The following is a 22,950-nucleotide window of genomic DNA, read 5'->3' on the forward strand; positions in this document are numbered from 1 at the left end:
CTCTCCAGATCGGGATGCCCATCCATATTGTTACTTTATAACATACGCAAGCGCGGCGTCATCTCGCGTCGTCGGGCCCGGCCCTCGGGCTCATGAGAACAGCCGCTCCGCCGCGCCGTGCCCCGAGGCCTCGATCTCGCCGGCGGAAGGGCGGCGCAGGAGGCGGATCTCCCGATCCCCCCAGTCGATCAGGCCGGCGTCGCGGAACTGGCCGAGCCAGTAGTCCATGCACCAGCGGCCGTGCCGCTCGCGGAACAGCGCTGCGTTGCGCAGGATATGGTCGAAATGGTGCAGCGGCGGCACCCGGACGGGGTGATGCTGGTGGTAGCAGCGCGCGCCGGCGGTCCAGAAGAAGGGCAGGCCGGAGGCCGACAGGCGCAGCGCAAGGTCGGTCTCCTCGCCGCCGTAGCCGGCGAACCGCTCGTCCATGCCGCCGACGCCGGCGTAGCGCGCGCGCGCCAGGGCGAAGGACAGGCCCCAGAGTTCGCCCGCGTCCGGCTCCTCGCGAAGCCCCCGCGCCGGCACCGGCGGCTTGGCCGGATGGACCCGGCCCAGCCGGTCGAGCCGGTCGAAGTCGAGCCCGCCGTCGGTGGCCCCGGCCGGCAGGTACAGGACCTCGCCGAGGAACAGGCCGTCGCGCGCCTCGGCCGCCGCCGCGTAGGCCGCCACCACGCCGGGCGCGGGAATGCAATCGACGTCGAGGAACACGAGGAGCTCGCCCGAGGCGGCCGCCGCCGCGCGGTTGCGCGCCAGCGCGAGCGGCATCGGGTCGCCCGGCACCAGGAGGTGGCGCACCGGGCAGCCGGGGTCGGGCAGGTCGGCGAAGGGCTCGTCCTGCATCCAGGCGATCACCAGCTCGGCCGGCCGGCGCGTCTGGAGCGCCAGCCCTTCCATCAGGTTCGCCAGATGCTCCCGCCGGCCCCGGACCAGCGTCAGCGCGCTGGCTTGCATGCCGCCCTCGCCTTGTCGCGGAAGTGGACGACGCCCTCGATCACGCCGCGCGCATGGGTGTTGCGTGCCACGTAGGAATGGCGCAGCGCCGGCATGGCGGCGAGACCGTCGGAGAAGTTGCCGACGATGATCGCCTGCGGGATGGTGCGCAGCATCTCGATGTCGTTGCCCGAATCCCCGGCCACGAACACCGCGTCGTGCGACAGGGCGAGCCGGGCGCGCACGAAATCCACCGCCGTGCCCTTGGAGGCGCGGATCGGCAGGATGTCGAGATAGCGCCCGTGGCTGTGGATCACCGAGCAGCGCAGGCCCGCCCGCTCCAGCGCGGCGCGCACGCGCGACACGATGCCAGGCTGCCCCTCCGTGAAGTAGCTGAGCTTGTGCGCCCGCTGCTCCAGCGGCGCCTGAGGCAGGAGGCCGGGCACGCGGGCGAGCGCCCGGCGCGCCTCCTCCGGGTTCCAGTCGCGCGAGACCACGGCGCGCCATTCGGCGTCCTGGTGGTAGGTCGTGCCGTTGGCGTCGAGATGGTGGATCTCGGAGCCCACGGAGGAGATCACCACCTGCGGGCGCGGCGCGTCCTGCTGTTCCAGGATGGCCAGCGCCGAGTGGAAGGAACGACCGGTGGCGACCCCGAAGGCGAGGCCCGGCTGGCGCTCGCGCCAGGTGCCGAAGGTGCGCACCCCTTCCGCGCAGCCCACCAGCGTGTTGTCGATGTCGCAGATCAGGAGCTGCTCGGGGTTGGCGGCCTCGACTGCCGCATCGGCCAGCGAGGCGAGAAGCGCGTGGTAGCGCTCGGCGTGTCGGCGCCAGTCGTAGGCCCGGGCGACCGACCCGCCGGCTTCGGCGAAGCGCGCGTGGAGCGCCGGATCCGACAGGATGCGCAGCGCCGCCTCGGCGATCGCCGCGTCGTGGCGCGGGTTCACCAGGATGCCGTTGCCGCACATCTCCACGATGTCGTTGGGGCCGCCGGAATCGGTCGCCACCAGCGGCAGTCCGGCGGCCGAGGCCTCCAGGAGCGTCAGGCCGAACGGCTCGTTCAGCGCCGGGTTGACGAACACGCCGCCCCGCTGCTTCGCATGGGCGTAGATCGCCGGCACGTCCTCCGGCCGGTGGTGCTTGGGATAGGCGACGCGCCCGTAGAGGTCGTAGCGGTCGATCAGGGCGAGGATCTCGCGCATCGTGCCGGCCATGTCGCCGTCGAGCGCGGCCAGGTCGTCGCGCGCACCCGCGAAGATCACGAGATTGGCCCGCTCCTGAAGCGCCGGGCACTCGCCGTAGGCGCGCACCAGGGCGGCGAGGTTCTTCTTGGCCACCGGCCGGGCCAGCGCCAGGATCACCGGCTTGTCGGGCTCGCGCAGGAAGCGGGCGACCGCGGCGTCGACGCGCGGCGAGGTGGGCGCGCCGGCAAAGCGCTCAAGGTCGCTGCCGGGCGCCAGGATGCGGATGCGGCCGGGCTCGTAGGCGGGGTAGCCGGCCCATTGCACCTCCGCCTCGTCGCGCGAGGAGGCGATCACCAGCGCGGCCCGCTCCAGGGCCGCGTCCTCAGCCCGCACGCGAAGGTCGAGCGCCGCGTCGGCGCCGGCATCAAGGCCCAGCACCCCGCGCTTCACGAGCCCGAGCGAGTGTGCGGTGAAGACGAAGGGGATGCCGAGCCGCGCCTCCACGATCGCCGCCACCGACGCGGCGTCGGCGTAGTGGGCGTGCAGCACGGCGGGGCGCTCGGGCTGCGCCTCGATGAAGGCGACCAGCGCCTCGGCGAAGCTCTCCACCTCGGTGTGGAGGGCCTCCTTCTCCAGGTAGCCGGGGCGGTGGGTCCAGAAGCGCACGATCTCGGTCTTGCCGTCGATCCGCTCGGAGCCGAGCGCGTAGTCGGCCCCGAGGCGCGCCTCGTCGAAGCGGCGGGTGGCGATCACGATCCGCTCCACCGCCGGATCGGCGGCCGAGGCCGCCGCGAGGTCGAGAAGGTAGCGGATGTGGCCGCCCGTGTCGGCCGTCAGGCCGTATTCCACGTTTCCGGCACGCAGGCACCCTTGAAGTGCGACATGAAGAATGAACATGGCTCTCTCCAACGCTTGACGCAAAACACACGAACAGAACAGAGCAACGGCTCATGCAGGCAAATTCAACGGCGGACCCGAAACCGAGCATCCGGGTCGCCCAGGTCGCTCCGACAATATTTCCGGTACCGCCGAAAGATCACGGCGGAACGGAACGAGTCATCCACGACCTGTCCATTGCGCTACGGGACCTCGGAGTCGAGGTAACGCTGTTCGCCCCGGCGGACAGTGCGACAGATGTACCGCTCGTCGGAATCTGGCCGAGTTTGCTTAGCCTGGAAGCGTCGCACGGCCAGGTGCCCCCCTCGATCCCGGCGGTGCTGGAGGCGGCGCGCATGGAGGACCTGCGCCTGCGCCTCGACGCGTTCGACATCGTCCACTGCCACGGCGAGTTCTTCCACGCCGCGCTCCTGGGCGAGCGGCGCCGGCACAGCCTCACCACCATCCACTGGCGGGTGGACGAGCTGGACCGGGAGATCTTCTTTCGGACGTTCCCCGACCTGCCGGTGGCCGCGATCTCGGCCGCCCAGGCCGCCATGCTGCCCGCCTCGAACCGGGCGGGCGTGGTGCATCACGGCATCCGCCGCGACCGCTACGCCATGGGCGACGGCTCGGGCGGCTACCTCGCCTTCGTGGGCCGGATGACCGACCAGAAGCGCCCCGACCGGGCGATCCGCGTGGCGCGGGCGGCCGGGCGCCCGATCCGCCTCGCCGGCACCGTGGACGTCGGCAATCCCACCTATTTCGAGCGCGAGGTCCGCCCGCTCCTGTCGGCGGAGGCGACCTATGTCGGCCCGCTCGGCGACCGCGCGAAGGGCGAGCTCCTCGGCGGCGCGGAGGCGCTCCTGTTTCCCGTGGACTGGCCGGAGCCCTTCGGCCTGGTGATGATCGAGGCCATGGCCTGCGGCACGCCCGTGGTCGCCTGGGACCGGGGCTCGGTGCGCGAGGTCGTGGAGGACGGGGTGACCGGCTTCGTGGTCGGCTCCGAGGAGGAGGCCGTCGCCGCCCTGGCGCGGGCGCGGCGGCTCGACCGGGCGGCGGTCCGCCGGCGCTTCGAGGAGCGGTTCACCGCCGAGCGCATGGCCACCGACTACCTCGCCCTCTACCGGCGGCTCCTGGAGGCCTGATGCGCACCGCCCTGATCGCCTGGGACTACCCGCCGGCCCCGAGCGGCCTGTCCACCGCGGCCCGCGAGATCGCCGAGAGCCTGCGGGACTGCGGCGCGGAGGTCACCGTGTTCGCGCTCGACCGCGAGGGCGAGAGCGAGGCCGGGGGCGTGCGCATCCTCGGCTGCCGGCCGCGCGAGGGCGGAGGCCTCGCCCGGCTGCGGCTGTGGGGCGGCGCGGGGCATCTGGCGGCGCCCATGGCGGTCCGGCGCGCGGTTCTCGCCGAGCACGCGCGCCGGCCGATCGACGTGGTGGAGGCGACCAACTGGTACGCGCCGGCCGTGCTCCTGGCGCGGCGCCCGCCCATGGCGCTGGTGACGCGCAACTCGACGCCCGCCGCCTTCTCGCGCGACCCGGCGCGCACCGCGCGCGACCGCTTCGACGGCTGGACGGCCGACCGGCTGGAACGGGCGCAGGCGCGCGGCAGCCACGGCCTGATCTCCAACACCGCCGAGCACGGCCGGCGCATCGCGGCCGCCTACGGACTGACGGACGGCGACCGGCCGCACGCGACGATCGGCCTCAGCCTCGCGCCCGACATGCTCGCCCGCGCGGGCGCCGCGACCTATCCGGAGGCGCCGGCCGGCGAGCCGGTCCGCATCCTGTTCGTCGGTCGCCCGGAGCATCGCAAGGGGTTCGACGCGATCCTGGGCGCGGCGGAGATCCTGTCGCGCGAGGCGGACGCCGGCGCCCTGCCGCCTTTCGCGATCCGCCTCGCCGGCGTCGCGCCGGACGCCCTCGCCGACGGGCCGTCGGCCGGCGCGCGCCTGCGCCTCGCCGCGCTCGGGCGCCTCGCCGAGGCCGATCTCGCGCGCGAGTACGAGGGCGCGCATGCCGTGCTCGCCCCCTCGCGCTACGAGAGCTTCGGCCTCGTGTACCAGGAGGGCATGGCCTATGGCCGCCCGATGGTGGCCTCCGACGAGGACGCCAGCGCCCGCGAGTTCGTGGGCGCCACCGGCGCCGGATCCATGGCGCGCCGGACCACGGGCCCGGCGCTGGCCGAGGCGCTGCGCCCGGTGATCGCCGACCCGGCCCTGCGGGCCGCGCTGCGGGCCAAGGCGCTGCGGGCCGCCGGCCGCTTCACCCGCGTGACGCTGGGACGCGAGACGCTGGCCCTCTACGAGGAGGCCCTCGCCCGCCGTCAGGCGCGGAACGGCTGAAGCAGGGCCTCGGCCTCGTCCAGCCGGCCCCGGCCGGGCGCCAGCGCCTCGTAGCGCTGCGAGCGGCTCTCCACGTGCGCGCGCGGCAGATGGTGGTCGATCGCGCCGTGGAGCGCGAGGAGGCTGCGCTGCCACGGCCGGTCGGGCCGCTCGTGCACGGTGCCGCGAAAGCGCACCTCGCGCCGGTTCAGCCGGTACTGCGTGTCGGGGAAGAGGTCGGCCAGGATGCCGTCCACGAGGTTGCGCCGGGCGAGGCCGACCGACACCGCCCCGCCCGCCTCCGCCAGCCCCGCCAGCGCCGGCACGAGGGCGCCCGTTTCCGGCGCGAGCGTCTCGTCGGCGTCGAGCTGCAGCATCCAGGGCGCGGGCGACAGGTCCTGCAACGCGTTGCGCTGGGAGGCGAAGTCGCCGTCCATCGGGCGGTGGGCGAGCCGCACGCGCGGTTCGCACGCCTCGTCCGCGCCCGCGCCGTCCACCAGCACCACGATCGCGTCGGCCCAGGCGAGGTGGGGGCGCAGCGCCGCGAGCGCGTCGCCCCGCTCGCGCGCCCGGCAGGCGAGGCCGACCGCGACGCCGGGGCCCCCGCCGGCACGCAGGTCCTCCAGCCGCGCGGCGGCGGCGAGGTCGCCATGGGGATCGCGCAGGGCTTCGCGCTGCGCCCCGTCCGCCGGGTGCGCCGCGCGGCGCCAGCGCGTGGCGGCCGCGCGCAGGGTGAAGATGTCGAGCCCGTAGGGCGCCTCGCGCGCCAGATGGAACCGGTCGCCGACGAGCGCCTCGGCCAGATGCCCCAGCGCCGGCCCGCCGGGCTCGCCGTCGGTGAGGACGCCGCAGAACCCGCACGCCAGCGCAAAGCGCCGCTCGAAGCCGTCCGGCCAGCGCAGGCGGCGCTGTGTCGGGGCGAGCGCGCGCCCCCCGCACAGGAAGCAGCGCGGCGCGGGCTCGCTCAAGCGACCGGCGCGGCGGCGAGCGGGTGCAGCCGAAGCAGCCCGCCGGCCGCCATGGCCTCGAACCACCGCCGCTCGCGCGACCAGTCGTGGCCGTCCCAGCCGCCGAAGCCGAAGCCGTAGACGTCGATCCGGGCGGTGCCGCCGAAGCGCCGCAGGAGATGGAGCGCGACCAGGAAGCCGGTGCTGGGCGCCGCCGGGCGGCCGCCGGGCGTTCGCACCAGCGCGAGCGCCTCGCGCTGAACCGTGGCCGGCAGGAGGGCGACCGGCACGCCGAGCGGCGCGAGCCGGGCCTCGGCCTCCTCGGTCCAGTCGCGCCCGTCCTCCGTCTCGGGACGATCGGACGCCGGCTTGCGGGCGAAGGGAAACAGGAAGGTCCCGGCGGCGCGGATCGCCGGCCGGTCGAGAAAGCCCGGATCCTCCAGCCATTCGCGCATCTGGCCGCCGTGGTTCACCAGGGCGAGATGCGTCACCCGGCGGCCGGCGGCTTCGCCGAACCCGGCCGCGTTGTTGAAGCGCACGACCCAGTCGGCCGCGTCGATCTCCTCGCCCCGGTCGCCGAGTTCGGGAGCGTTGCCGACGATGGCGATGCGCCGGGGCACATGCCGCGGCGGCTCGGCGGGCGGGCGCGGTCCTCCCAACATGCGCTCGTCCTCGATCCGATGGCTGGCGGGTTCGACCCGTAGATGCTCCATGGTCGGGCGAAGGAAAGGGGCGCGCCGCGTCACTTCGCCCGAACATGATGACGAACGGCGCGGGAGTCTTAGGTTATCGAAGCTCGAAACCAGCCGGACGGGGGTCCGGCGCATGGGGGCGCGGGGGCCGACCGTCTTGCCGAAACCGATTTCCTTCTTCGTCCACCACCAGGGGCGCGGCCATGCCAACCGCACCATGGCGATGGTCGCCGAGTTCTCGCGCGAGCGCCCGGTCTCCGTGCTCACCGCCGGCCCGCATCTGTTCGACGGGTTCGGGCGCGACATCGAGATCGTCCCCCTGCCCGACATGATCGGCGCCGGCGTGCCGACGCCCCGCCTCCATGCCGAGCCGACCCCGCAGGTGATGCACTGCGTGCCGCTGGGCCTCGTGGAGATGCGGCGCACGATGCGCACGATCCTCGATCATCTCGACGAGCGGGACGTCGGCCTCTTCGTGGTGGACGTGTCGGCCGAGATCGCGCTCCTGTCGCGCATCGCCAGCGTTCCGGCCGTGCAGATCCGCATGCACGGCGACCGGTCCGACATCGGACATCTGGGCTCCTACGAGGCCTGCGTCGGCATGCTCGCGCCCTTCGACGAGCGGATGGAGCAGGACGACTACCCGGCTCACCTGCGCGCCAAGACCTTCTATTCCGGCGGCCTGTGCACCACGCTGGACGCCGTGCCGGACAAGGCCGAGGCCCGTCGGCGCCTCGGGCTCGATCCGGCGCGCGAGATCGTCGTGACCGTGACCGGCGGCGGCGGCAGCGGCACGCCCTACGCGCCGCTGACCGTGGCCGCGCGCGCCGCCCCGGACGCGCTCTGGCTGACGCTCGGCCCCACCCATCGCGAGGGCCACGAGACCGACTTCTCCAACCTGGTCGAGCTCGGCTGGGTGCCGGGCGTGACCGACTACCTCGCGGCCGCCGACATCGTGATCGCCTCGGCCGGCGACAACACGATCCACGAGATCGCGCGCGTCGGCGGCCGGCTGATCGTGATGCCCGAATGGCGCTATTTCGGCGAGCAGACCCGCAAGGCCGAGGCGCTGGTGCGGCTCGGCGCGGCGGTGACCGCTCCCGCCTGGCCGGGCGACCTCCACGGCTGGCAGGCGCTCCTCGCCGAAGCCCGCGCGCTGGACGGCGAGACGATCCGCACCCTCCATGCGCCCGAGGCCGCCCGGCGCGCCGCCGGCTGGCTGGAAGGGCTGACGGACGAGCTGTGGGAGGGGGCGGAGCGCGCCCCGACCGGCACGGACGAGGCGCCCGCGCTCAAGGTCGTGGGCTGAAGCGGCCGTGCCGACACTCGTCACGGTGCTGCGCGGCGGCGGCCGCTACGACCCCTCGTGGGTGGAGCGCCTCGCGCACGGCGCGCGGCGCCACGCGCCCGCCTTCGGGCGAATCCTGTGCCTCACCGACATGGAGCTTGCCGTTCCGGGCGTCGAGACGGTGCCGCTTCGCCACGACTGGCCCGCCTGGTGGGCGAAGATGGAGGCGTTCCGTCCGGGTCTTGCCGCGGGAACCGTGGTTCTGTGCGACCTCGACACGGTGCTGTGCGGCGACGCCTCGGCGCTGGCCGTGCCGGGCCCGGCGGCGATGGAGGACTATTTCCTGAAGGGGCGCCTCTCCACCGCGCTCCTGCGCTGGGAGGGCGACGCGCTGACCGACGTCTACGACACGTTCGCGTCCGACCCGGCGCACTGGATGAGGGAGGGCTCCTGCGGCCCGGTGCCCAACTCCGTGCACGGCGACCAGGTCGTGGTGGACCACCTCCTGCGCCGGGCGGGGCGCCTGCCGCCATTCCTACAGGCGCTCCATCCGGGGCTCCTCGACTTCTACGATCCGCGCAACGAACAGCCCGGCCCCGTGGTGGTGTTCATCGGCGATTCCAAGCCCGACCGCGCCGGCGAGCCGATCGCCTCGCTGTGGCGCGGCCGGGCCCGCTGATCACAGGAACAGGCGGGCGCCCATCCACAGGCCCATGGCGACCATCATGAGGTTCTCGGTCAAGGACACGAAGCCGAGCGGCACGTTGGAGGCGCCGCCCACGCAGGCGCATTTCAGCTCGCGCCGGTCGATGTAGACCGCCTTAAACACCGACACCGCGCCCACCGTGCCGATGACCAGGGCGAGCGGGGCCGACAGGACCGTGAACGCCCCGGCCAGCATCAGGACGCCGGCCAGCCCCTCGGCAAAGGGGTAGACGTAGGAATAGGGCACCCAGCGGCGCGCCAGGAGGTCGTAGTTCAGGAACATGGTCGAGAAGCTCTCGACGTCCTGGAGCTTCTGGAGCGCCAGGAGGCACATGGCGACCGCGATGAACCACTCCACCGCGCGCGGCGCGAAGGGCGTGCCGAGCGCGGCGTAGCTGATCGCGAGCGCCATCAGCGCGCTCATCGCGAAGATCGCGATCACTGGCGTGTAGGTCGTGTCGCCGGGCTCGGCCACCGCCTTGCCGAGAAAGCGGCGCGTGTCGTCGTAGCCGCCGATGCGCTCGCCATCCACGAACACCTGCGGCGTCGTCTTCACGCCGTTCTCGGCCTTGAACGCGTCGGTCTGCGCGCGGGTCGTCAGCCAATGGTCCTCCACCGCGAAGCCCTCGCGCTTCAGGAGGTCCAGCGCCTTGAGCCCGTAGGGGCAGACGTGCTTCTCCATCACCATGCGATGGATCACGGCGCGGCGGGGTTTGTCGGCGGCGACGACGGTGGCGGACATGGGGCGCGGCTTTCGGTTTGCTTCCGGGTTGGTAGGCTGAGGCCGCACCCCATATAGGGTCCGTACCAGGGTACGGAGTCAAGCCATGGCGGATTGGACCATCGCGGGCCTCGCGCGCGAGGCCGGCATCGGCGTGGAGACGGTTCGCTACTACCAGCGCCGGGGCCTGCTCGCCGAACCCGAGCGCCCGGCGGGCCACGGTTCGGCGGGCGGCTTCCGGCGCTACGGCCGCGCCGAGGCCGAGCGGCTGCACTTCATTCGCGCCGCCAAGGCGGCAGGCTTCACGCTGGACGAGATCGCCGAACTCCTGCGGCTCGACGCCGTGGCGGACCGCGAGCGGGCGCGCGCCCTCGCCGAAGCGCGCGTGCGGGCGCTGGACCGGCGGATCGCGGAGCTGAGCGCGGCGCGCGACGCGCTGGCGCATCTGGCCGGCGAGTGCCGCGCCGGCGCCCCTGGCCCCTGCCCCATCGTGGCCTCGCTCGCCCACCGACGCTAGCGCGCCCGGCCTGGCGACCGGCGCGGGCGAATGCCGAAGAGAGCCGGACCGGGAACCGCCCCGGCCGGCCGACGGCGGTCAGAAATCGCCGAGGCTGAGCTGGGGCGACGTCTCGGCGCGCGCGCGTCGTTTGGGCGCTGCGGCGCGCCTGGACGTGGCGTCGGCCGGGTTCGCGGGCGCCGCGTGGGGCCGGCGCAGCCGCTTGAGCGCCGCGTCGCGCGCCTTCGCCTCCGGCGCGTCCGGGTTCTCGGTCAGCCACTTGCCGCGCTTGATGACCTCGTTCACCCGGCCCTGGTTGACGCCGAGCTCAAAGGCGATCTCCTGCTGCGTCTGCCCGGTCGTCTCGTGCAGGTGCAGGATCTGGCGCGCGAGATCGGGCGTCATCTTGCGCCCGGCGACGCGCCGCGCGGGCGCCAGCGACCGCTTGGCCTTGTCGCGCTTGCGCAGCGTTTCCAGGACGTCCAGCGCCGAGCGCAGCCCGTAGGCCCGCAGCGCCTCCTCGAACTCCTTGAGCGTCGTCACGAAGACCTCTCCCGAACCGGCGTTCCCGGAGAGAAATTGAGGCGTTTCAAGACGTTCTTCAAGGGCGCGCCGCCGGGGGCTTCCGGCGGGGCCCCGGCTGGCGTATGCGCTGGGTGCGAACCGGAGGGGACACGGCATGGCGGACACGGCGACCATCCTCGATTTCGACGCCCTGGCCCTGCGGATCGGCGCGATCCTGCGCCGGGGCGGACTGTCGGCGCTGCATGCCGAGGCGCTGGCGCGGGTGATCGCGGCGGGCGAGCGCGACGGCGCCAAGTCGCACGGCATCTACCGGATCGAGGGGTGCCTGCGCACGCTGAAGGCCGGCAAGGTCTCGCCCGACGCGGTGCCCGAACTGGTGGACGAGGGCGCGGGCGTGATCCGGGTCCTGGCCGGCGGGGCGTTTTCGCCCGCCGCCTTCGCGCTGGGGGCCCCGCGCCTCGCCGAGCGGGCGCGCGACCTCGGCTTCGCCGCGCTCGCGATCAACGACTGCGTCCACTTCTCTGCGCTGTGGCCGGAGGTGGAGGCGCTGGCGGCCGAGGGCCTGGCGGCGCTCGCGCTCTGCCCGAGCTACGCCACCGTGGCGCCCGCCGGCGGCACGCGCCCGCTCCTGGGCACCAATCCCGTCGCCTTCGCCTGGCCCCGGCCGGCGGGCCACCCCTATGTCTTCGACTTCGCCACCTCGGTCGCCGCGCGCGGCGAGATCGAGCTGCATCGCCGCGCCGGCCGGCCATTGCCCGAGGGTTGGGCGATCGACTCCGCGGGCGCGCCCACCACCGACCCGGCGGCGGCCCTGTCCGGCGCCATGCTGCCCTTCGGCGCGCACAAGGGATCGGCGATCGCCACCATGGTGGAGCTCCTGGCCGGGGCGATGATCGGCGACCTCACCAGCCAGGGCGCGCTCGACGCGCTCGGCACCACCGCGCTGGCGCCCCGGCACGGGGAGCTGATCCTCGCCTTCTGCCCGAAGCGCTTCGCCGCCGGGCGCCCCGGCGACCCGCTCGCGGCGGGCGAGCACCTGTTCGCGGCGATCGTCGGCCAGGGCGCACGCCTGCCCTCGCAGCGGCGGTTCCAGGCCAGGGACCGGTCCGCGCGCGAGGGCATCGCCCTGTCGGCGGACGAGGCCGCCATGCTGGACCGGCTGGAGGCCCTCGGGCTCGAGGCCGTGGACTGACACGCCTGCCGGGAGATTTTTCGCAGCGCGACAACGAATCGGCGACCTTTGCCGTCTAAGGTCGTGCCGGATCGACGATGGACCCTCGGACATGACGTTCAAGCTGCAGCGCATCATGCATGCTGGCGTCGCCGCGACGCTGGCGGCCTGCCTGCTTCTGACCGCGGTGGTGGTGGTCTGGAACCTGTCCGCCTTTCGCCGCCACGAGCGGGCGCTCGACCAGTTCGACCGCTTCGCGCTGTCGGTCCGGCTCATGGCGGCGACCTCGGCCGAGCGCGGGCCCGTCAACCGCCTCCTGGACGGGCCTTCGCCCTCCGGTCCCGACGCGGCGTCCCACCTCGTCGAGGCCCGGGCCCAGGTGGACGACCTGTTCGACACCCTGACCCGCCGGTTCGAGACGGAGCTCGGCAGCAGCATCGCGCTGCGCGAGGACGCGCAGGCGCTGCGCGAGGCGCTGGCCGAGGGCCGCCGGGCGGTGGACCGGCGGGTGGCGGCGGCGCACGACGCGCACGACCCCGCCGAGACCATCGCCGCCTTCCGCGCCATGTTCGCGGCCACCGACCGGGCGCAGCGCCTGCGCGACGGGGTGGGGCGGGTGCTGATCGAGCTGTCGCCGGAACTCACCCCGCTGCTGACCGCGGTGGTGGCGGTCAGCGACCTGCGCGAATATGCCGGCCGCCTCGGCTCGATGGTCGTGTTGCGCATCGACGCGGGGCCGGACACCGGCGAGACGCCGATCGACGAGGAGCTCGAGAGCGAGTTCGACGCCATGCTCTCCTTGACGGATTCGCTGTACCGGCAGATCGAGAACTACGCCGTCCCCTTCATCGCCGATCCCGACGTCGACCGGGCGATGACCGCGGTGACCTTCGGCTACTTCACCAACACGCGCGACTACGCGGAAACGGCGTTCGGCATCCTGCGCGACGGGGGCACGGTCGGCTTCCGGGCCTTCAACGACCGCTACGGGCCGGGCATGCGCACCACGGAGACGCTGCGCGAGAAGATCCTGGACGTCGCGCACGACAAGCTGATCGCCCAGCGCGAACGAAGCCTGAACCTGGCGAGCGCCAGTTGCGTCGGCGCGGTGCTGGGCGGGCTCGTGGTGCTGGCGACCCTGGCCATGTTCGAGCGCGGCGTGTTCCGGCCGCTGCTAATGGCCCGCCAGCGCATGGCGCGCATCCTGGAGGGCGACCTGGCGGCGGCGGGAGCGGGCCCCGTCAACTCCTTCGTGGAGCTCACCCAGCTCGACGACGACATCGAGAAGCTGCGCCGCCAGCAGATCGACCTGCGCCGTCTGGAACGCGAGCGCGAGGCGCTGGCGCAGGAGCTCAAGACGCTCGCCACCACCGACCCACTCACCGGCATCATGAACCGGCGGGCCTTCGAGGAGCGGGTCGCGGCGACCTTCGCGGACCCGGGCGCCCTGGGCCTCGGGCTCGGCATCGTGATGATCGACCTCGATCACTTCAAGTCGATCAACGACCGGTTCGGGCACGGGGTCGGCGACGCGGTGCTGCGCGCGATCGGGCGCTTCCTGCTGCAGGTGCTGCCGCCGGGCGGATGCGTGGCGCGCTTCGGCGGCGAGGAGTTCGTGATGGCGCTCGCCGACACCGGCCCGATCGAGCTGCGCCGCCACGCCGAGACGCTGCGGGCCGAGCTGGAGGCGACACCCATCCTGGCCGAGCCGCGCCTGCGGGTCACGGCCAGCTTCGGCCTCCACTGGGTTCCGGCCGGCGGCCGGCTCGACTGGGACGAGTTCCACCGCGTGGCCGACGGCCATCTCTACGAGGCCAAGCGAAGCGGCCGCAATCGGGTGGTCGCCGACGCCTGACGCAATCGCCTCAAACCCTCCGGCGCGGTGTAACGCCGCCGTAACCGGTGCTTTGCTAGGACTGGGTCGGAGGATTGATCCCCCTGGACCAGCCGCGATGAACGCTCCGCAATTCCCGGCTATCGAAGCCGAGTTCCAGCGCATCAACCGCCTGCGTTTCTCCCCGAGCATCGAGGCGGTGTTCAACGACGACGGGCTGGCCCACCGCAAGCGTGTCGGCCGCGTGACGCTCGTGATCGGGATCCTGATCTACGACGCGTTCCTGTTCGCGGACTGGCAGACCCTGCCGCACCTCGTCGGAACGCTCGCGCTCGCGCGGCTGTGCGTGTTCACGCCGCTCTGCCTCGCCATCATGTGGCTTCTGCCCCGGACCACCACGGTTCGGCAGATCGACGCGATGACGGTGTTCGGAACCTTCGCGGCCGTGCTGCTGCCCACGGTGATCATGACGCTCAGCCCGACGCCGCAGGTCCTGATCTACCAGTTCGGCAGCATGATCACGATCACCTATTTCAGCCTGGTGCAGCGGGTCCGGTTCTGGTTCGCCGCCTGGGGACTCACGCTTCTGGTCGTGGCCCAGATCTGGTGCGTTTCGCTCGTGCCCAGCATCGACGCGACGTCGTTTCTCTTCGTGATCAACTTCTACGTCGCCGGCGCCGTGCTGCTGATGACGGGATCGTACATCCTGGAGCGCACAGAGCGGCACGGGTTCCTCGAGCGGCTCCGTGCGGAGTACCTGGTCGAGCATATCGAGCGCACCGCGCGCACCGATCTCCTGACGGGTCTGTCGAACCGGCACCATCTGGCCGCCGTCGCGTCGGAGATCGCGCGCACGGCGACGCGGGGCGACGCGCCGATCGCAGCGCTGATGATCGACATCGACCATTTCAAGAAGCTCAACGACACACAGGGCCACATCGCCGGCGACCATTGCATCCGGTCGGTCGCCGATGTGGTGCGCGAGACGCTGGAGGGAGCCGCGGGGGACGTGTCCGGCCGGTACCATGCGTTCCGCTTCGGCGGCGAGGAGTTTCTCGTGCTGCTGCCGGACACCACGCTCGCGGAGGCCGCCGTGCACGGCGACGCGATCCGCCGCCGCCTGCAGGCCGCCCGCATTCCCCATCCCGCCATGGGAGAGGAGGCCGTGGTCACCGTGTCGGTGGGCGTGGCTGCCTGCCGCATGGCGGACTTCTCGCTGGACGCGCTGGTGGGCGCCGCCGACGCTGCGCTCTACCGGGCCAAGCGGGACGGGCGCGACCGGCTGGCCATGGCCGCCTGAGGCGGCGCGCACGAACGCCTCACCACAGGACGCGGTCCACCGGCCGGACGGCCTCCGGCACCTCCCGGGCGCCCCGCAGCTCCTCCAGGTCGATCTGGATGGTGCGGCAGATGGCCGTCAGCGGGACGTCGTGCGCCCGGTTCTCGAACGGGTCCTGCAGGTCGGAGCCGATCTGGTCCATCGCCAGCATCATGAAGCCCACCACGGTCGCCACCAGCGGGGTGTAGATGCCCAGGCTGTCCACCAGGCCGATCGGCAGGAGGATGCAGAACGAGCGCACGAAGAAGGTCGGGAAGAAGGCGTATTCGCGCGGCAGCGGCGTGTTCTTGATGCGCTCCATGCCGCCTTGCGCGTTGCTCATGTCGACCAGCAGCGCCTCGATCTGGGTCCGGCGGATGGAATCCAGCCAGCCCCGGCGCGAGGCGTCCTCCAGAAGCGCGGCCGTTCCGTTCAGGATGGCGTTCGGCACGTTGGCGCGGCCGGCGATCTCGTCGGCCTCGCCCTCAGGCAGGAGGGCGCGGATCTCCCGGTCGGGCGCCTGCCGGCGCAGGTGGCAGCGCAGCGCGTGCACGTAGGCGATCTGCCGACGCAGCAGCGCCTCGCGCAGCGGGAGGCTGTCCGCGCCGCCGCCGACCAGGAAGAAGGCACCGCGCCCGAAGGAGCGCGAGGCGTTGACCATCAGGCCCCACAGGCCCCGCGCCTCCCACCAGCGGTTGTAGGCATTGTTGTTGCGGAACGACAGGAACAGCGCCAGCGCCGAGCCGAGCAGCGTCATCGGCAGCACCGGCAGTTCGAACTCGGGATGCGGGATCGTGGTGTAGGCCACCGTCACCGCGACGTCCCAGGCCAAGAGCAGCAGCAGCGGCCAGCCGATGTAGCGCAGCATGTTCGCGAACTTGGCCGATTCCGGCATCACCATGCGATGTGTCCCCTTCCGCGCCGAATGGGTGGGACGACCCGCCGTTAGCTAGCAAATCGTCATATTGCGGCGCAACGGAGAACGGCGGGGAAACGTTTCGCACCCGGCCGATAACATCTTCGCCGGATGTCTCGCGGACGATGCGCTCGTTCGCACGTTGGGAACGATCTTCCGCACGTATCCGGTCGCGATGTCCGCGCTCGCGCTCGCACGAGGCGACGCGAAGACGAGCAGATCGCCCACCGATACGCTGCCGAGGGGCGTTCGCAGCCTCCCCGGCTCGATACCCCCGACAACTCCGTGCTCGACCCCGAGCTCGCGGCAGGCGGATCGATCCCGCACGGGTGGTCCTGCGACATCGCGGCCGGAGCGGTGCTGGTCCTCGACGGCCAGGCATGCCGGGCCCGGCGGGGGCGACAAGCGGGGCCGGGCTTCCCATATGAAAAGGCCGGACGCGTCGTCCCCGACACCCAGCCAGAAGGAGCGGCCCATGAGCGTCACCTTCGTCAAGGAGCCCAACGAGGACCAGGTCGAGGCCCTGCCCGAGCGCGACCTCGGCACCGACCCGAACTTCGTGACCCCGCGCGGCCTGACGCTGCTGGAGCGCGAGATCGAGGCCGTCACGCGGGCCGCCGAGCGCGCGCGCGCGGCCGGCGACAAGATCGCGCTGGCCATGGCCCATCGCGACCTGCGCTACTGGCGCGCCCGCCGCGCCACGGCCCAGGTGGTGCGGCCCGAGCGGGACAGCGACGTCGTCCAGTTCGGCCACGCGGTCGAGGTGCAGCGCGGCGCGGAGCCGGCGCGCACCTTCCGCATCGTGGGCATCGACGAGGCGGATCCGGCCGCCGGGCTGGTCTCCTACCTGTCGCCGCTGGCGCGCCAGCTCGTCGGGCGCGAGGAAGGCGAGACGGTGCGCATCGCGGGTGCCGCAGCGCGTATCCTGGCGATCCTGCCGCCCGTCGAGGCCTGAACCGACGCGCTCCGCGCGCTCTTCCGCCGTGGGCCGGTCCCCGGGGTGAACGGTGCGTAGCACGGCCCTGCGCGTCCCGGCGCTGGCCCGCAACCCTTCGCCGGGATAGAACCGCGCCGTTTTCCCTCTTCGCGGACACGGCCCATGAGCGCATCCCTGGAACTCGGCCTCGACACGTTCGGCGACGTCACGCGCGGCGACGGCGGCCGGCCCAAGCCGCACGCGGCGGTGATCCGCGACGTGGTGGAGGAAGGCGTCCTGGCCGACGCGCTCGGCCTCGACTTCTTCGGCATCGGCGAGCACCACCGCGCCGACTTCGCCGTGTCCGCGCCCGAGACCGTGCTGGCCGCCCTGGCCGCGCGCACGCACCGCATCCGGCTCGGCTCGGCGGTCACCGTCCTCTCCTCGGACGACCCGATCCGCGTGTTCCAGCGCTTCTCCACCCTGGACGCCCTGTCGAACGGACGGGCGGAAGCGATCCTCGGGCGCGGATCCTTCACCGAATCCTTTCCCCTGTTCGGCCTTCCGCTCGACGACTACGAACGCCTGTTCCAGGAGAAGCTCGACCTGTTCGCCGCGCTCCGCGAGGGCGGCCCGGTCGCCTGGCGCGGCTCGGTGCGCCCGCCCCTGTCGGTTCCGGGTGTCTATCCGACGCCGGAGGGCGCGCCCTTCACCACCTGGATCGGCGTGGGCGGCAGCCCGGAATCGGTGGTGCGGGCGGCGCGCTACGGCCTGCCGATGATGCTGGCGATCATCGGCGGGGCGCCCGGTCGCTTCCGGCCCTATGTCGACCTCTTCCATCGCGCCCTGGCCGAGGCGGGGCGCGAGCCCCTGCCCATCGGCGTCCATTCGCCGGGCTACGTCGCGGCCACGGACGAGGCGGCGCGCGACGAGTTCTTCGAGGACTACCGCGCCATGCACGCGCGCATCGGCGCCGAGCGCGGCTGGCCGCCCCTGGAACGGGCGGCCTTCGAGCGGGAGATCGAGCACGGCTCGCTCTATGTCGGCTCGCCGGACACGGTGGCGCGCAAGATCGCGACGACGGCGTCCGCGCTCGGCCTCGCCCGCTTCGACCTGAAGTACAGCGCCGGGCCGCTGCCGCATGCGCGGCTCATGCGCTGCATCGAGCTCTACGGGCGCGAGGTCGCCCCGCGGGTGCGCGAGATCCTGGCCGGCTGAGGCGCGGGGCCGGAGGGCGGGCGGGCGTCAGCCCGTCCCCTGCCGGCGGGCGCCCCGCAGCATGCGCCGGGCGACCTCGCGCACGGCCTCGTCGTCCTTGGTGTCGTCGTGGGCCGGGTCGCCGAGATGGTCGAGGCTCGCTTCCACGAAGTCGATCAGGCCGGGTTGGCGGCTCTCGACGTATTCGATCAGCTTGAACAGGACGTGCTCCACCGCGATCTCGCGGCGTCGGGCGAGGGTGGCTGTGCTGTCGGTCATCGGCGTCTCCTTGCGGGCCTCCCCCAACGCGCCGGCGCCCGGATGGTTGACCCGCGGGACGTCCGGTCGCGCCCCTCCCTCGCCAAGCCGCCGGAGCCGGCTATGTTTAAGCGCGCCGCCCCCTCGCACGGGCGCCCCCGAACCCCGCCGCCGGTCGCCCGCCGGCATCCCGCAACCCAAGGCAGGCCGTCCCGGATGAACGCTCCCGACACCCTCCGCCGCGGGCATTTCGGGCCGGACGCGCGCTACGGCGCGATCCTCGACAACAGCGAGATCGGCTTCTGCGTGCTGGAGATCCTCCACGACGCGGACGGTCGCGCGATGGACTACCGCTTCGTGGAGACCAATCCGGCCTTCGAGCGCCAGACGGGCCTCGCCGAGCCCGTCGGCCGGACGGCGCGCGCGCTGGTGCCCGGCCTGGAGCAGGCGTGGATCGACACCTATGCCGCGATCGACGCCTCGCGCGAGGCACGGCGCTTCGAGAGCGGCTCGGACGCCATGGGCCGCTGGTTCGAGGTGGATGCGTTCCCGGTGGACGTGCCCGACCTCCACCGTGTTGGCCTCCTGTTCAACGACGTCAGCGCGCGGCGCGCCGCCGAGGCCGAGCAGCGGCGCAGCGAGGCGCAGTTCCGCGTCTTCGCCCAGGCGATGCCGAGCCAGGTCTGGGCCGCGCGGGCGGACGGCGCCGTGGACTGGTACAACGACCAGGTCTACGCCTATACCGGCCTCCCGCAGGGCGCGCTGGAGGAGCCGGGCGTCTGGTCGGGCATCCTCCACCCGGAGGACCTCGCCGACACCGCGCGCGCCTGGGCCCGCAGCCTGGAGAGCGGCGAGGTCTACCAGCACGAGTTCCGCATGCGGCGCTTCGACGGCGCCTTCCGCTGGTTCCTGGCGCGCGCCCTGCCCGTGCGCGACGAGGCGGGCGCCATCCTGCGCTGGGTCGGCTCCAACACCGACATCGACGACGCCCGCCGCCAGGCGGCCGAGCTCGCCCGCCTCAACGCCGCGCTGGAGAGCAAGGTCGCCGAGCGCACGCGCGAGCGCGACCTGATCTGGGCCGCCTCCAGCGACCTCCTGTGCGTGGCCGACGTCGACGGCTGGCTGATCGAGGTCAATCCGGCCTGGACGGCCACCACCGGCTGGAGCGAGGCCGAGCTCAAAGCCCGCCCGTTCATCGCCTTCGTCCACCCGGACGACCGGGAGGCCACGGCGGCGGCGGCGCGCGCGCTGGCCGCGGGCGCCGCGCAGCACGCGTTCGAGAACCGCTACCGCCACCGCGACGGCACCTATCGCTGGCTGTCCTGGAACGCGGTGCCGCGCGAGGGCCGCGTCTACGCCACGGTGCGCGACGTCACCGCCGTGCGCCACCAGGCCGAGGCGCTCGCCCTCTCCATGCGCGAGCGCGACCGCGTGTGGCAGACCACCAACGACCTGATGGGCACGGCCGGCCTCGACGGGCGCCTGCGCACGATCAACCCGGCCTGGACCCGCATGCTCGGCTGGAGCGAGCAGGAAATCCTGCGGCAGCCCCTGTCCGCGATCATCGACCCGCAGGACCACGCCCTTCTGGCCCGCAACGTCGAGCGGCTGACGGCGGGCGAGACGGTGGCCGGCTGCGTCGATCGCCTGCGCACGCGCGAGGGCGGGACGCGCACGATCCAGTGGACCGCGATCCCCGAGGTCGAGGCCGGCGCCTTCCACATGGTGGGCCGCGACGTGACCGAGCAGCTCCAGGCCGAGGAGGCGCTGCGCCAGAGCCAGAAGATGGAGGCCGTGGGCCAGCTCACCGGGGGCCTCGCCCACGACTTCAACAACCTCCTGGCCGGCATCTCGGGCAGCCTCGACATGGCGCGCGCCCGCATCGGGCAGGGACGCGGCGCCGAGGTGGACCGCTACCTCGAGGCCGCGCAGGGCGCGGCGCGTCGGGCCGCCGCGCTGACCCACCGCCTCCTCGCCTTCTCGCGGCGCCAGACCCTCGCCCCGCGCGCCATCGACGTCGCGGCCCTGGTGGCCGGGCTGGAGGACCTGATCCAGCGCACCGTGGGCCCCGCGATCGCGGTGGAGGTGCGGGGGGGCGCGGGCGTCGGCCCCGTTCTGGCCGATCCCAACCAGCTCGAGAACGCCCTGCTCAACCTGTGCATCAACGCGCGCGACGCCATGCCGGACGGCGGGCGTCTGCGGATCGGCGTGGAGGAGCGCGCGCTGGGCGAGGCGGAGGCGCGCGAGCTCGACCTTGCGCCGGGGCCGCACGTGTCGCTGTGCGTGGCCGACGAGGGCACCGGCATGGAGCCCGACGTCCTGGAACGGGCCATGGAGCCGTTCTTCACCACCAAGCCGATCGGCGTTGGCACCGGTCTCGGCCTGTCGATGATCTACGGTTTCGCCCGCCAGTCGGGCGGCCAGGTGCAGATCCGCTCGACGCCCGGTCGGGGCACCGAGGCCTGCCTCGTCCTGCCGCGCCACGACGGCCGGGTCGAGGCCGAGGCGCCCACGCCCGGGGACGCCGCGCCGCCCGAAGGGGCGGGACGGACGGTCCTGGTGGTGGACGACGAGCCGCTGGTGCGCATGCTCGTGGTGGAGGTGCTGGAGGAGCTCGGCTACGCGGCGCTGGAGGCCGAGGACGGCCCCTCCGCGCTGGCCGCGATCCGCTCGGGCCCGCCGATCGATCTCCTGATCACCGATGTCGGGCTGCCCAACGGCATGAACGGCCGGCAGGTGGCCGACGCCGCGCGCGAGCTGCGCCCCGGCCTCCGGGTGCTGTTCGTGACGGGCTACGCGGAGAACGCCGTCCTGAACCACGGCCATCTGTCGCCCGGCATGGCCGTGGTCACCAAGCCCTTCGACCTCGGCGAGCTCGGCCGGCGCATCGGCGCGATCCTGGACGGGGGCGAGGCGTGAGCGGCGAGGCGACGCCCGCGGCGCCCCCCGGACCGGTGCGGCCGCCGCCCGCCCGGCGCCCCTTCACCCTCCCGATCCGTTGGCATCTCGTGGTGTTCGCGGCGCTGGTGCTGGTGCCGCAGATCTGCCTCGGCGTCTGTCTCGGCGGGTGGTACTCGGACGCCGAGAACCGGCGCCTGGAGGAACAGGCGGTGGCCGCGTCCGCCGCGGTCCGGGACCAGCTCGACCGCGAACTGGAATCGATGAAGGCGGCGCTGCAGGCGCTGGCGACCTCCCCCAACGCCGCCGTGGGCGACTTCGCGGCGCTGCGGAGCCAGGCCGAACGGCTGCTGCCGCAGCGCAAGGCGATGCTGTCGGTGCGCGACCGCGAGCACCGCCAGGTGCTCAACACGCTGGTGCCCCCGGGCGCGCCGCTGCCCGACGGGATCGACCCGGCCCTCGCGGCGGCCGACGAACGCGTCTTCGAGACCGACCGGAGCACCGTCTCGGACCTCTTCGCGAGCTCGATCACCAAGGGGCTCTACACGGCGGTGATCGTGCCCCTGTCCGCCGGCGACGCGCGCTACGCGATGAGCATGGCCCTGCCGCCCGCGGCGGTGCAGGACATCCTGATCCGCACGCGCCTTCCCGACACCTGGACCATCACCGTCTTGGACGCCCACGACCGCGTCCTGGCCCGCTCGCGCGAGCAGGCGCGCTTTCTGGGCCAGCCGGCGCCCGCCCGCTTCGCCCAGGACATCGCCGGGCGGCGCGACGGCATGGTCCACAGCGTGACGGGGCTCGACGGCACCACGCAGTTCGCCGCCTTCGACACGCTGGACGCCAGCGACTGGCGCGTCGTGGTGGGCGTGCCGCACGCCGTGCTCAACGCGCCGTTCCGGATCCTGCTCGTGACGATCGCGGCCGTGGCGCTCCTGGCGCTCGGCACCTCGGCGATCCTCGCCCGCCTGTACTCGCTCCGGCTGGAACGCGAGGTGACCTCGCTCCAGGCGATGGCGGCGGCCACCGGCAGCGGCCGGATGGCGGAACGCCGGCCGGGGCGCGTGCGCGAGCTGGAGGCGATCGCGGCGGCCCTGCGCGCCTCCGACGCGTCGCTCCTGGAGCGCAACCGGACGCGCGACCTGCTCCTGGCCGAGCTCAACCACCGGGTCCGCAACACGCTGAGCGTGCTCCTGTCGGTGGTGAACCAGACGATCCGCTCCGGCGGCGACGACGCGCTGGCGCGCAAGGCGGCGGGACGCGTCATGGCGCTGTCGCGGGCGCACGACCTCCTGTCGCACGCCGAATGGTCGCCGGTGGCCTTCTCGGACCTCGCCCGCCGCACGGGCGAGGAGGAGGGCGTGCCGCTGCGCTACGAGGGGCCGGAGATCCTGCTGCGCGCCGAGGCGGTGGCGCCCATGGCGCAGGTCCTGCACGAGCTGGCGGTGAACCGGCGCCGCCACGGGCGCGAGCGCGTGCGCCCCGTCGTGCTGCGCACCGCGCTGGAGGCGGACGGGGTGCGGATCGCCTGGAGCCTGCCGGAGGCGGAGGGACGCCAGCCCTACCTTCCGGGCTTCGGCCTCCGGCTGGTGCGCATGTGCCTGGAGCGCCAGCTCTTCGGGCGCATCGAACGGCTGGACGCCGACGGGCTCGAGGCGCTGATGCCGCTCGCCTTCCTGTCGGGCGAGGGCATGCCGAGCGAGCCCTTCGCCGCGCGCTGGCACACCGGCGCGCCGGCCTGAGGCAGCCCTTCGC

20 protein-coding genes are annotated in these 22,950 nt (G+C 73.3%); 12 read left to right on the forward strand and 8 right to left on the reverse strand.

The window, feature by feature from the left end:
- Positions 1 to 90: 90 nt before the first annotated feature.
- Together D3218_RS04820 and D3218_RS04825 are read right to left on the reverse strand one after the other, a co-directional pair.
- Positions 91 to 951, reverse strand: coding sequence for a glycosyltransferase family 2 protein (locus tag D3218_RS04820; protein WP_119538760.1), 861 nt, complete (start codon positions 949 to 951; stop codon positions 91 to 93).
- Positions 933 to 3,008 (reverse strand): HAD-IIB family hydrolase, encoded by a 2,076-nt coding sequence (locus D3218_RS04825; RefSeq protein ID WP_119538761.1) that lies wholly within the window; start codon positions 3,006 to 3,008, stop codon positions 933 to 935. Before D3218_RS04825 ends, D3218_RS04820 begins: the two co-directional genes overlap by 19 nt.
- 53 nt (positions 3,009 to 3,061) lie before the next feature.
- On the opposite strand from D3218_RS04825, the gene D3218_RS04830 reads away from it, so the two are divergent.
- Both D3218_RS04830 and D3218_RS04835 read left to right on the forward strand, forming a co-directional pair.
- Positions 3,062 to 4,135, forward strand: a complete 1,074-nt coding sequence (locus D3218_RS04830; RefSeq protein ID WP_119538762.1) for a glycosyltransferase family 4 protein — start codon at positions 3,062 to 3,064, stop codon at positions 4,133 to 4,135.
- The gene (locus tag D3218_RS04835) at positions 4,135 to 5,334 is read left to right on the forward strand and encodes a glycosyltransferase family 4 protein (protein ID WP_119538763.1); all 1,200 of its coding nucleotides are present in this window, start codon (positions 4,135 to 4,137) and stop codon (positions 5,332 to 5,334) included. The genes D3218_RS04830 and D3218_RS04835 overlap by 1 nt, the downstream gene beginning before the upstream one ends.
- Here D3218_RS04835 and D3218_RS04840 read toward each other — a convergent pair.
- Both D3218_RS04840 and D3218_RS04845 read right to left on the reverse strand, forming a co-directional pair.
- Positions 5,316 to 6,281 (reverse strand): glycosyltransferase family protein, encoded by a 966-nt coding sequence (locus tag D3218_RS04840; RefSeq protein WP_119538764.1) that lies wholly within the window; start codon positions 6,279 to 6,281, stop codon positions 5,316 to 5,318. The genes D3218_RS04835 and D3218_RS04840 overlap by 19 nt on opposite strands.
- Positions 6,278 to 6,922, reverse strand: coding sequence for a glycosyltransferase family 29 protein (locus tag D3218_RS04845; RefSeq protein ID WP_119538929.1), 645 nt, complete (start codon positions 6,920 to 6,922; stop codon positions 6,278 to 6,280). Before D3218_RS04845 ends, D3218_RS04840 begins: the two co-directional genes overlap by 4 nt.
- A 187-nt stretch (positions 6,923 to 7,109) precedes the next feature.
- Here D3218_RS04845 and D3218_RS04850 point away from each other — a divergent pair, with 187 nt between their 5' ends.
- Together D3218_RS04850 and D3218_RS04855 are read left to right on the forward strand one after the other, a co-directional pair.
- On the forward strand, positions 7,110 to 8,261 hold the full coding sequence (locus tag D3218_RS04850; protein ID WP_119538930.1) for a glycosyltransferase: 1,152 nt from the start codon (positions 7,110 to 7,112) through the stop codon (positions 8,259 to 8,261).
- Positions 8,262 to 8,268: 7 nt separating this feature from the next.
- Entirely contained in the window at positions 8,269 to 8,919 is a 651-nt protein-coding gene (locus tag D3218_RS04855; RefSeq protein WP_119538765.1) for a hypothetical protein, read from the forward strand.
- Here the strand turns inward: D3218_RS04855 and D3218_RS04860 are convergent, their stop codons facing one another.
- Positions 8,920 to 9,687: a glutaredoxin family protein gene (locus D3218_RS04860; protein WP_210209636.1), complete on the reverse strand. Its 768-nt coding sequence runs from the start codon at positions 9,685 to 9,687 to the stop codon at positions 8,920 to 8,922.
- A gap of 85 nt (positions 9,688 to 9,772) precedes the next feature.
- Between D3218_RS04860 and D3218_RS04865 the strand changes: the two genes are divergently transcribed.
- Positions 9,773 to 10,183 carry a MerR family DNA-binding protein gene (locus tag D3218_RS04865; protein ID WP_119538766.1) on the forward strand — a complete coding sequence of 137 codons (411 nt, stop codon included), beginning with the start codon at positions 9,773 to 9,775 and terminating at the stop codon, positions 10,181 to 10,183.
- A gap of 78 nt (positions 10,184 to 10,261) precedes the next feature.
- On the opposite strand, the gene D3218_RS04870 is transcribed toward D3218_RS04865, so the two are convergent.
- Positions 10,262 to 10,705, reverse strand: a complete 444-nt coding sequence (locus D3218_RS04870) for an RNA polymerase sigma factor sigma-70 region 4 domain-containing protein (RefSeq protein WP_119538767.1) — start codon at positions 10,703 to 10,705, stop codon at positions 10,262 to 10,264.
- A 136-nt stretch (positions 10,706 to 10,841) separates the two neighbouring features.
- Here D3218_RS04870 and D3218_RS04875 point away from each other — a divergent pair, with 136 nt between their 5' ends.
- The 3 genes from D3218_RS04875 (at position 10,842) to D3218_RS04885 (ending at position 14,992) form a co-directional block, all read left to right on the forward strand.
- Positions 10,842 to 11,879, forward strand: coding sequence for an Ldh family oxidoreductase (locus D3218_RS04875; RefSeq protein WP_119538768.1), 1,038 nt, complete (start codon positions 10,842 to 10,844; stop codon positions 11,877 to 11,879).
- A gap of 91 nt (positions 11,880 to 11,970) precedes the next feature.
- Positions 11,971 to 13,713, forward strand: coding sequence for a GGDEF domain-containing protein (locus D3218_RS04880; RefSeq protein ID WP_119538769.1), 1,743 nt, complete (start codon positions 11,971 to 11,973; stop codon positions 13,711 to 13,713).
- Between the two features lie 97 nt (positions 13,714 to 13,810).
- Positions 13,811 to 14,992: a GGDEF domain-containing protein gene (locus tag D3218_RS04885; protein WP_119538770.1), complete on the forward strand. Its 1,182-nt coding sequence runs from the start codon at positions 13,811 to 13,813 to the stop codon at positions 14,990 to 14,992.
- Between the two features lie 19 nt (positions 14,993 to 15,011).
- Here the strand turns inward: D3218_RS04885 and D3218_RS04890 are convergent, their stop codons facing one another.
- On the reverse strand, positions 15,012 to 15,911 hold the full coding sequence (locus tag D3218_RS04890) for a bestrophin family protein (protein ID WP_119538771.1): 900 nt from the start codon (positions 15,909 to 15,911) through the stop codon (positions 15,012 to 15,014).
- 490 nt (positions 15,912 to 16,401) lie between these two features.
- On the opposite strand from D3218_RS04890, the gene D3218_RS04895 reads away from it, so the two are divergent.
- Together D3218_RS04895 and D3218_RS04900 are read left to right on the forward strand one after the other, a co-directional pair.
- Entirely contained in the window at positions 16,402 to 16,881 is a 480-nt protein-coding gene (locus D3218_RS04895; RefSeq protein WP_119538772.1) for a GreA/GreB family elongation factor, read from the forward strand.
- Positions 16,882 to 17,025: 144 nt separating this feature from the next.
- The gene (locus D3218_RS04900; protein ID WP_119538773.1) at positions 17,026 to 18,060 is read left to right on the forward strand and encodes an LLM class flavin-dependent oxidoreductase; all 1,035 of its coding nucleotides are present in this window, start codon (positions 17,026 to 17,028) and stop codon (positions 18,058 to 18,060) included.
- 27 nt (positions 18,061 to 18,087) lie between these two features.
- Here D3218_RS04900 and D3218_RS04905 read toward each other — a convergent pair whose 3' ends face one another.
- Positions 18,088 to 18,318, reverse strand: coding sequence for a hypothetical protein (locus D3218_RS04905; RefSeq protein WP_119538774.1), 231 nt, complete (start codon positions 18,316 to 18,318; stop codon positions 18,088 to 18,090).
- Positions 18,319 to 18,513: 195 nt separating this feature from the next.
- Here D3218_RS04905 and D3218_RS04910 point away from each other — a divergent pair, with 195 nt between their 5' ends.
- Positions 18,514 to 21,216 carry a hybrid sensor histidine kinase/response regulator gene (locus D3218_RS04910; RefSeq protein ID WP_245414922.1) on the forward strand — a complete coding sequence of 901 codons (2,703 nt, stop codon included), beginning with the start codon at positions 18,514 to 18,516 and terminating at the stop codon, positions 21,214 to 21,216.
- Positions 21,213 to 22,937 (forward strand): sensor histidine kinase, encoded by a 1,725-nt coding sequence (locus D3218_RS04915; RefSeq protein ID WP_119538776.1) that lies wholly within the window; start codon positions 21,213 to 21,215, stop codon positions 22,935 to 22,937. Before D3218_RS04910 ends, D3218_RS04915 begins: the two co-directional genes overlap by 4 nt.
- Positions 22,938 to 22,950: the final 13 nt, after the last annotated feature.

The organism is Aureimonas flava, assembly GCF_003583935.1.
GTDB classification, from domain to species: domain Bacteria; phylum Pseudomonadota; class Alphaproteobacteria; order Rhizobiales; family Rhizobiaceae; genus Aureimonas; species Aureimonas flava.

What these genes read in the sequence shown, in the direction of transcription:
- D3218_RS04875 (WP_119538768.1), top strand. Translation starts at nt 10,842, where the DNA reads ATGGCGGACACGGCGACCATCCTCGATTTCGACGCCCTGGCCCTGCGG.
- D3218_RS04890 (WP_119538771.1), bottom strand. Translation starts at nt 15,911, where the DNA reads ATGGTGATGCCGGAATCGGCCAAGTTCGCGAACATGCTGCGCTACATC.
- D3218_RS04860 (WP_210209636.1), bottom strand. Translation starts at nt 9,687, where the DNA reads ATGTCCGCCACCGTCGTCGCCGCCGACAAACCCCGCCGCGCCGTGATC.
- D3218_RS04825 (WP_119538761.1), bottom strand. Translation starts at nt 3,008, where the DNA reads ATGTTCATTCTTCATGTCGCACTTCAAGGGTGCCTGCGTGCCGGAAAC.
- D3218_RS04885 (WP_119538770.1), top strand. Translation starts at nt 13,811, where the DNA reads ATGAACGCTCCGCAATTCCCGGCTATCGAAGCCGAGTTCCAGCGCATC.
- D3218_RS04820 (WP_119538760.1), bottom strand. Translation starts at nt 951, where the DNA reads ATGCAAGCCAGCGCGCTGACGCTGGTCCGGGGCCGGCGGGAGCATCTG.
- D3218_RS04910 (WP_245414922.1), top strand. Translation starts at nt 18,514, where the DNA reads ATGAACGCTCCCGACACCCTCCGCCGCGGGCATTTCGGGCCGGACGCG.
- D3218_RS04865 (WP_119538766.1), top strand. Translation starts at nt 9,773, where the DNA reads ATGGCGGATTGGACCATCGCGGGCCTCGCGCGCGAGGCCGGCATCGGC.
- D3218_RS04900 (WP_119538773.1), top strand. Translation starts at nt 17,026, where the DNA reads ATGAGCGCATCCCTGGAACTCGGCCTCGACACGTTCGGCGACGTCACG.
- D3218_RS04895 (WP_119538772.1), top strand. Translation starts at nt 16,402, where the DNA reads ATGAGCGTCACCTTCGTCAAGGAGCCCAACGAGGACCAGGTCGAGGCC.
- D3218_RS04835 (WP_119538763.1), top strand. Translation starts at nt 4,135, where the DNA reads ATGCGCACCGCCCTGATCGCCTGGGACTACCCGCCGGCCCCGAGCGGC.
- D3218_RS04905 (WP_119538774.1), bottom strand. Translation starts at nt 18,318, where the DNA reads ATGACCGACAGCACAGCCACCCTCGCCCGACGCCGCGAGATCGCGGTG.
- D3218_RS04845 (WP_119538929.1), bottom strand. Translation starts at nt 6,922, where the DNA reads ATGTTGGGAGGACCGCGCCCGCCCGCCGAGCCGCCGCGGCATGTGCCC.
- D3218_RS04830 (WP_119538762.1), top strand. Translation starts at nt 3,062, where the DNA reads ATGCAGGCAAATTCAACGGCGGACCCGAAACCGAGCATCCGGGTCGCC.
- D3218_RS04880 (WP_119538769.1), top strand. Translation starts at nt 11,971, where the DNA reads ATGACGTTCAAGCTGCAGCGCATCATGCATGCTGGCGTCGCCGCGACG.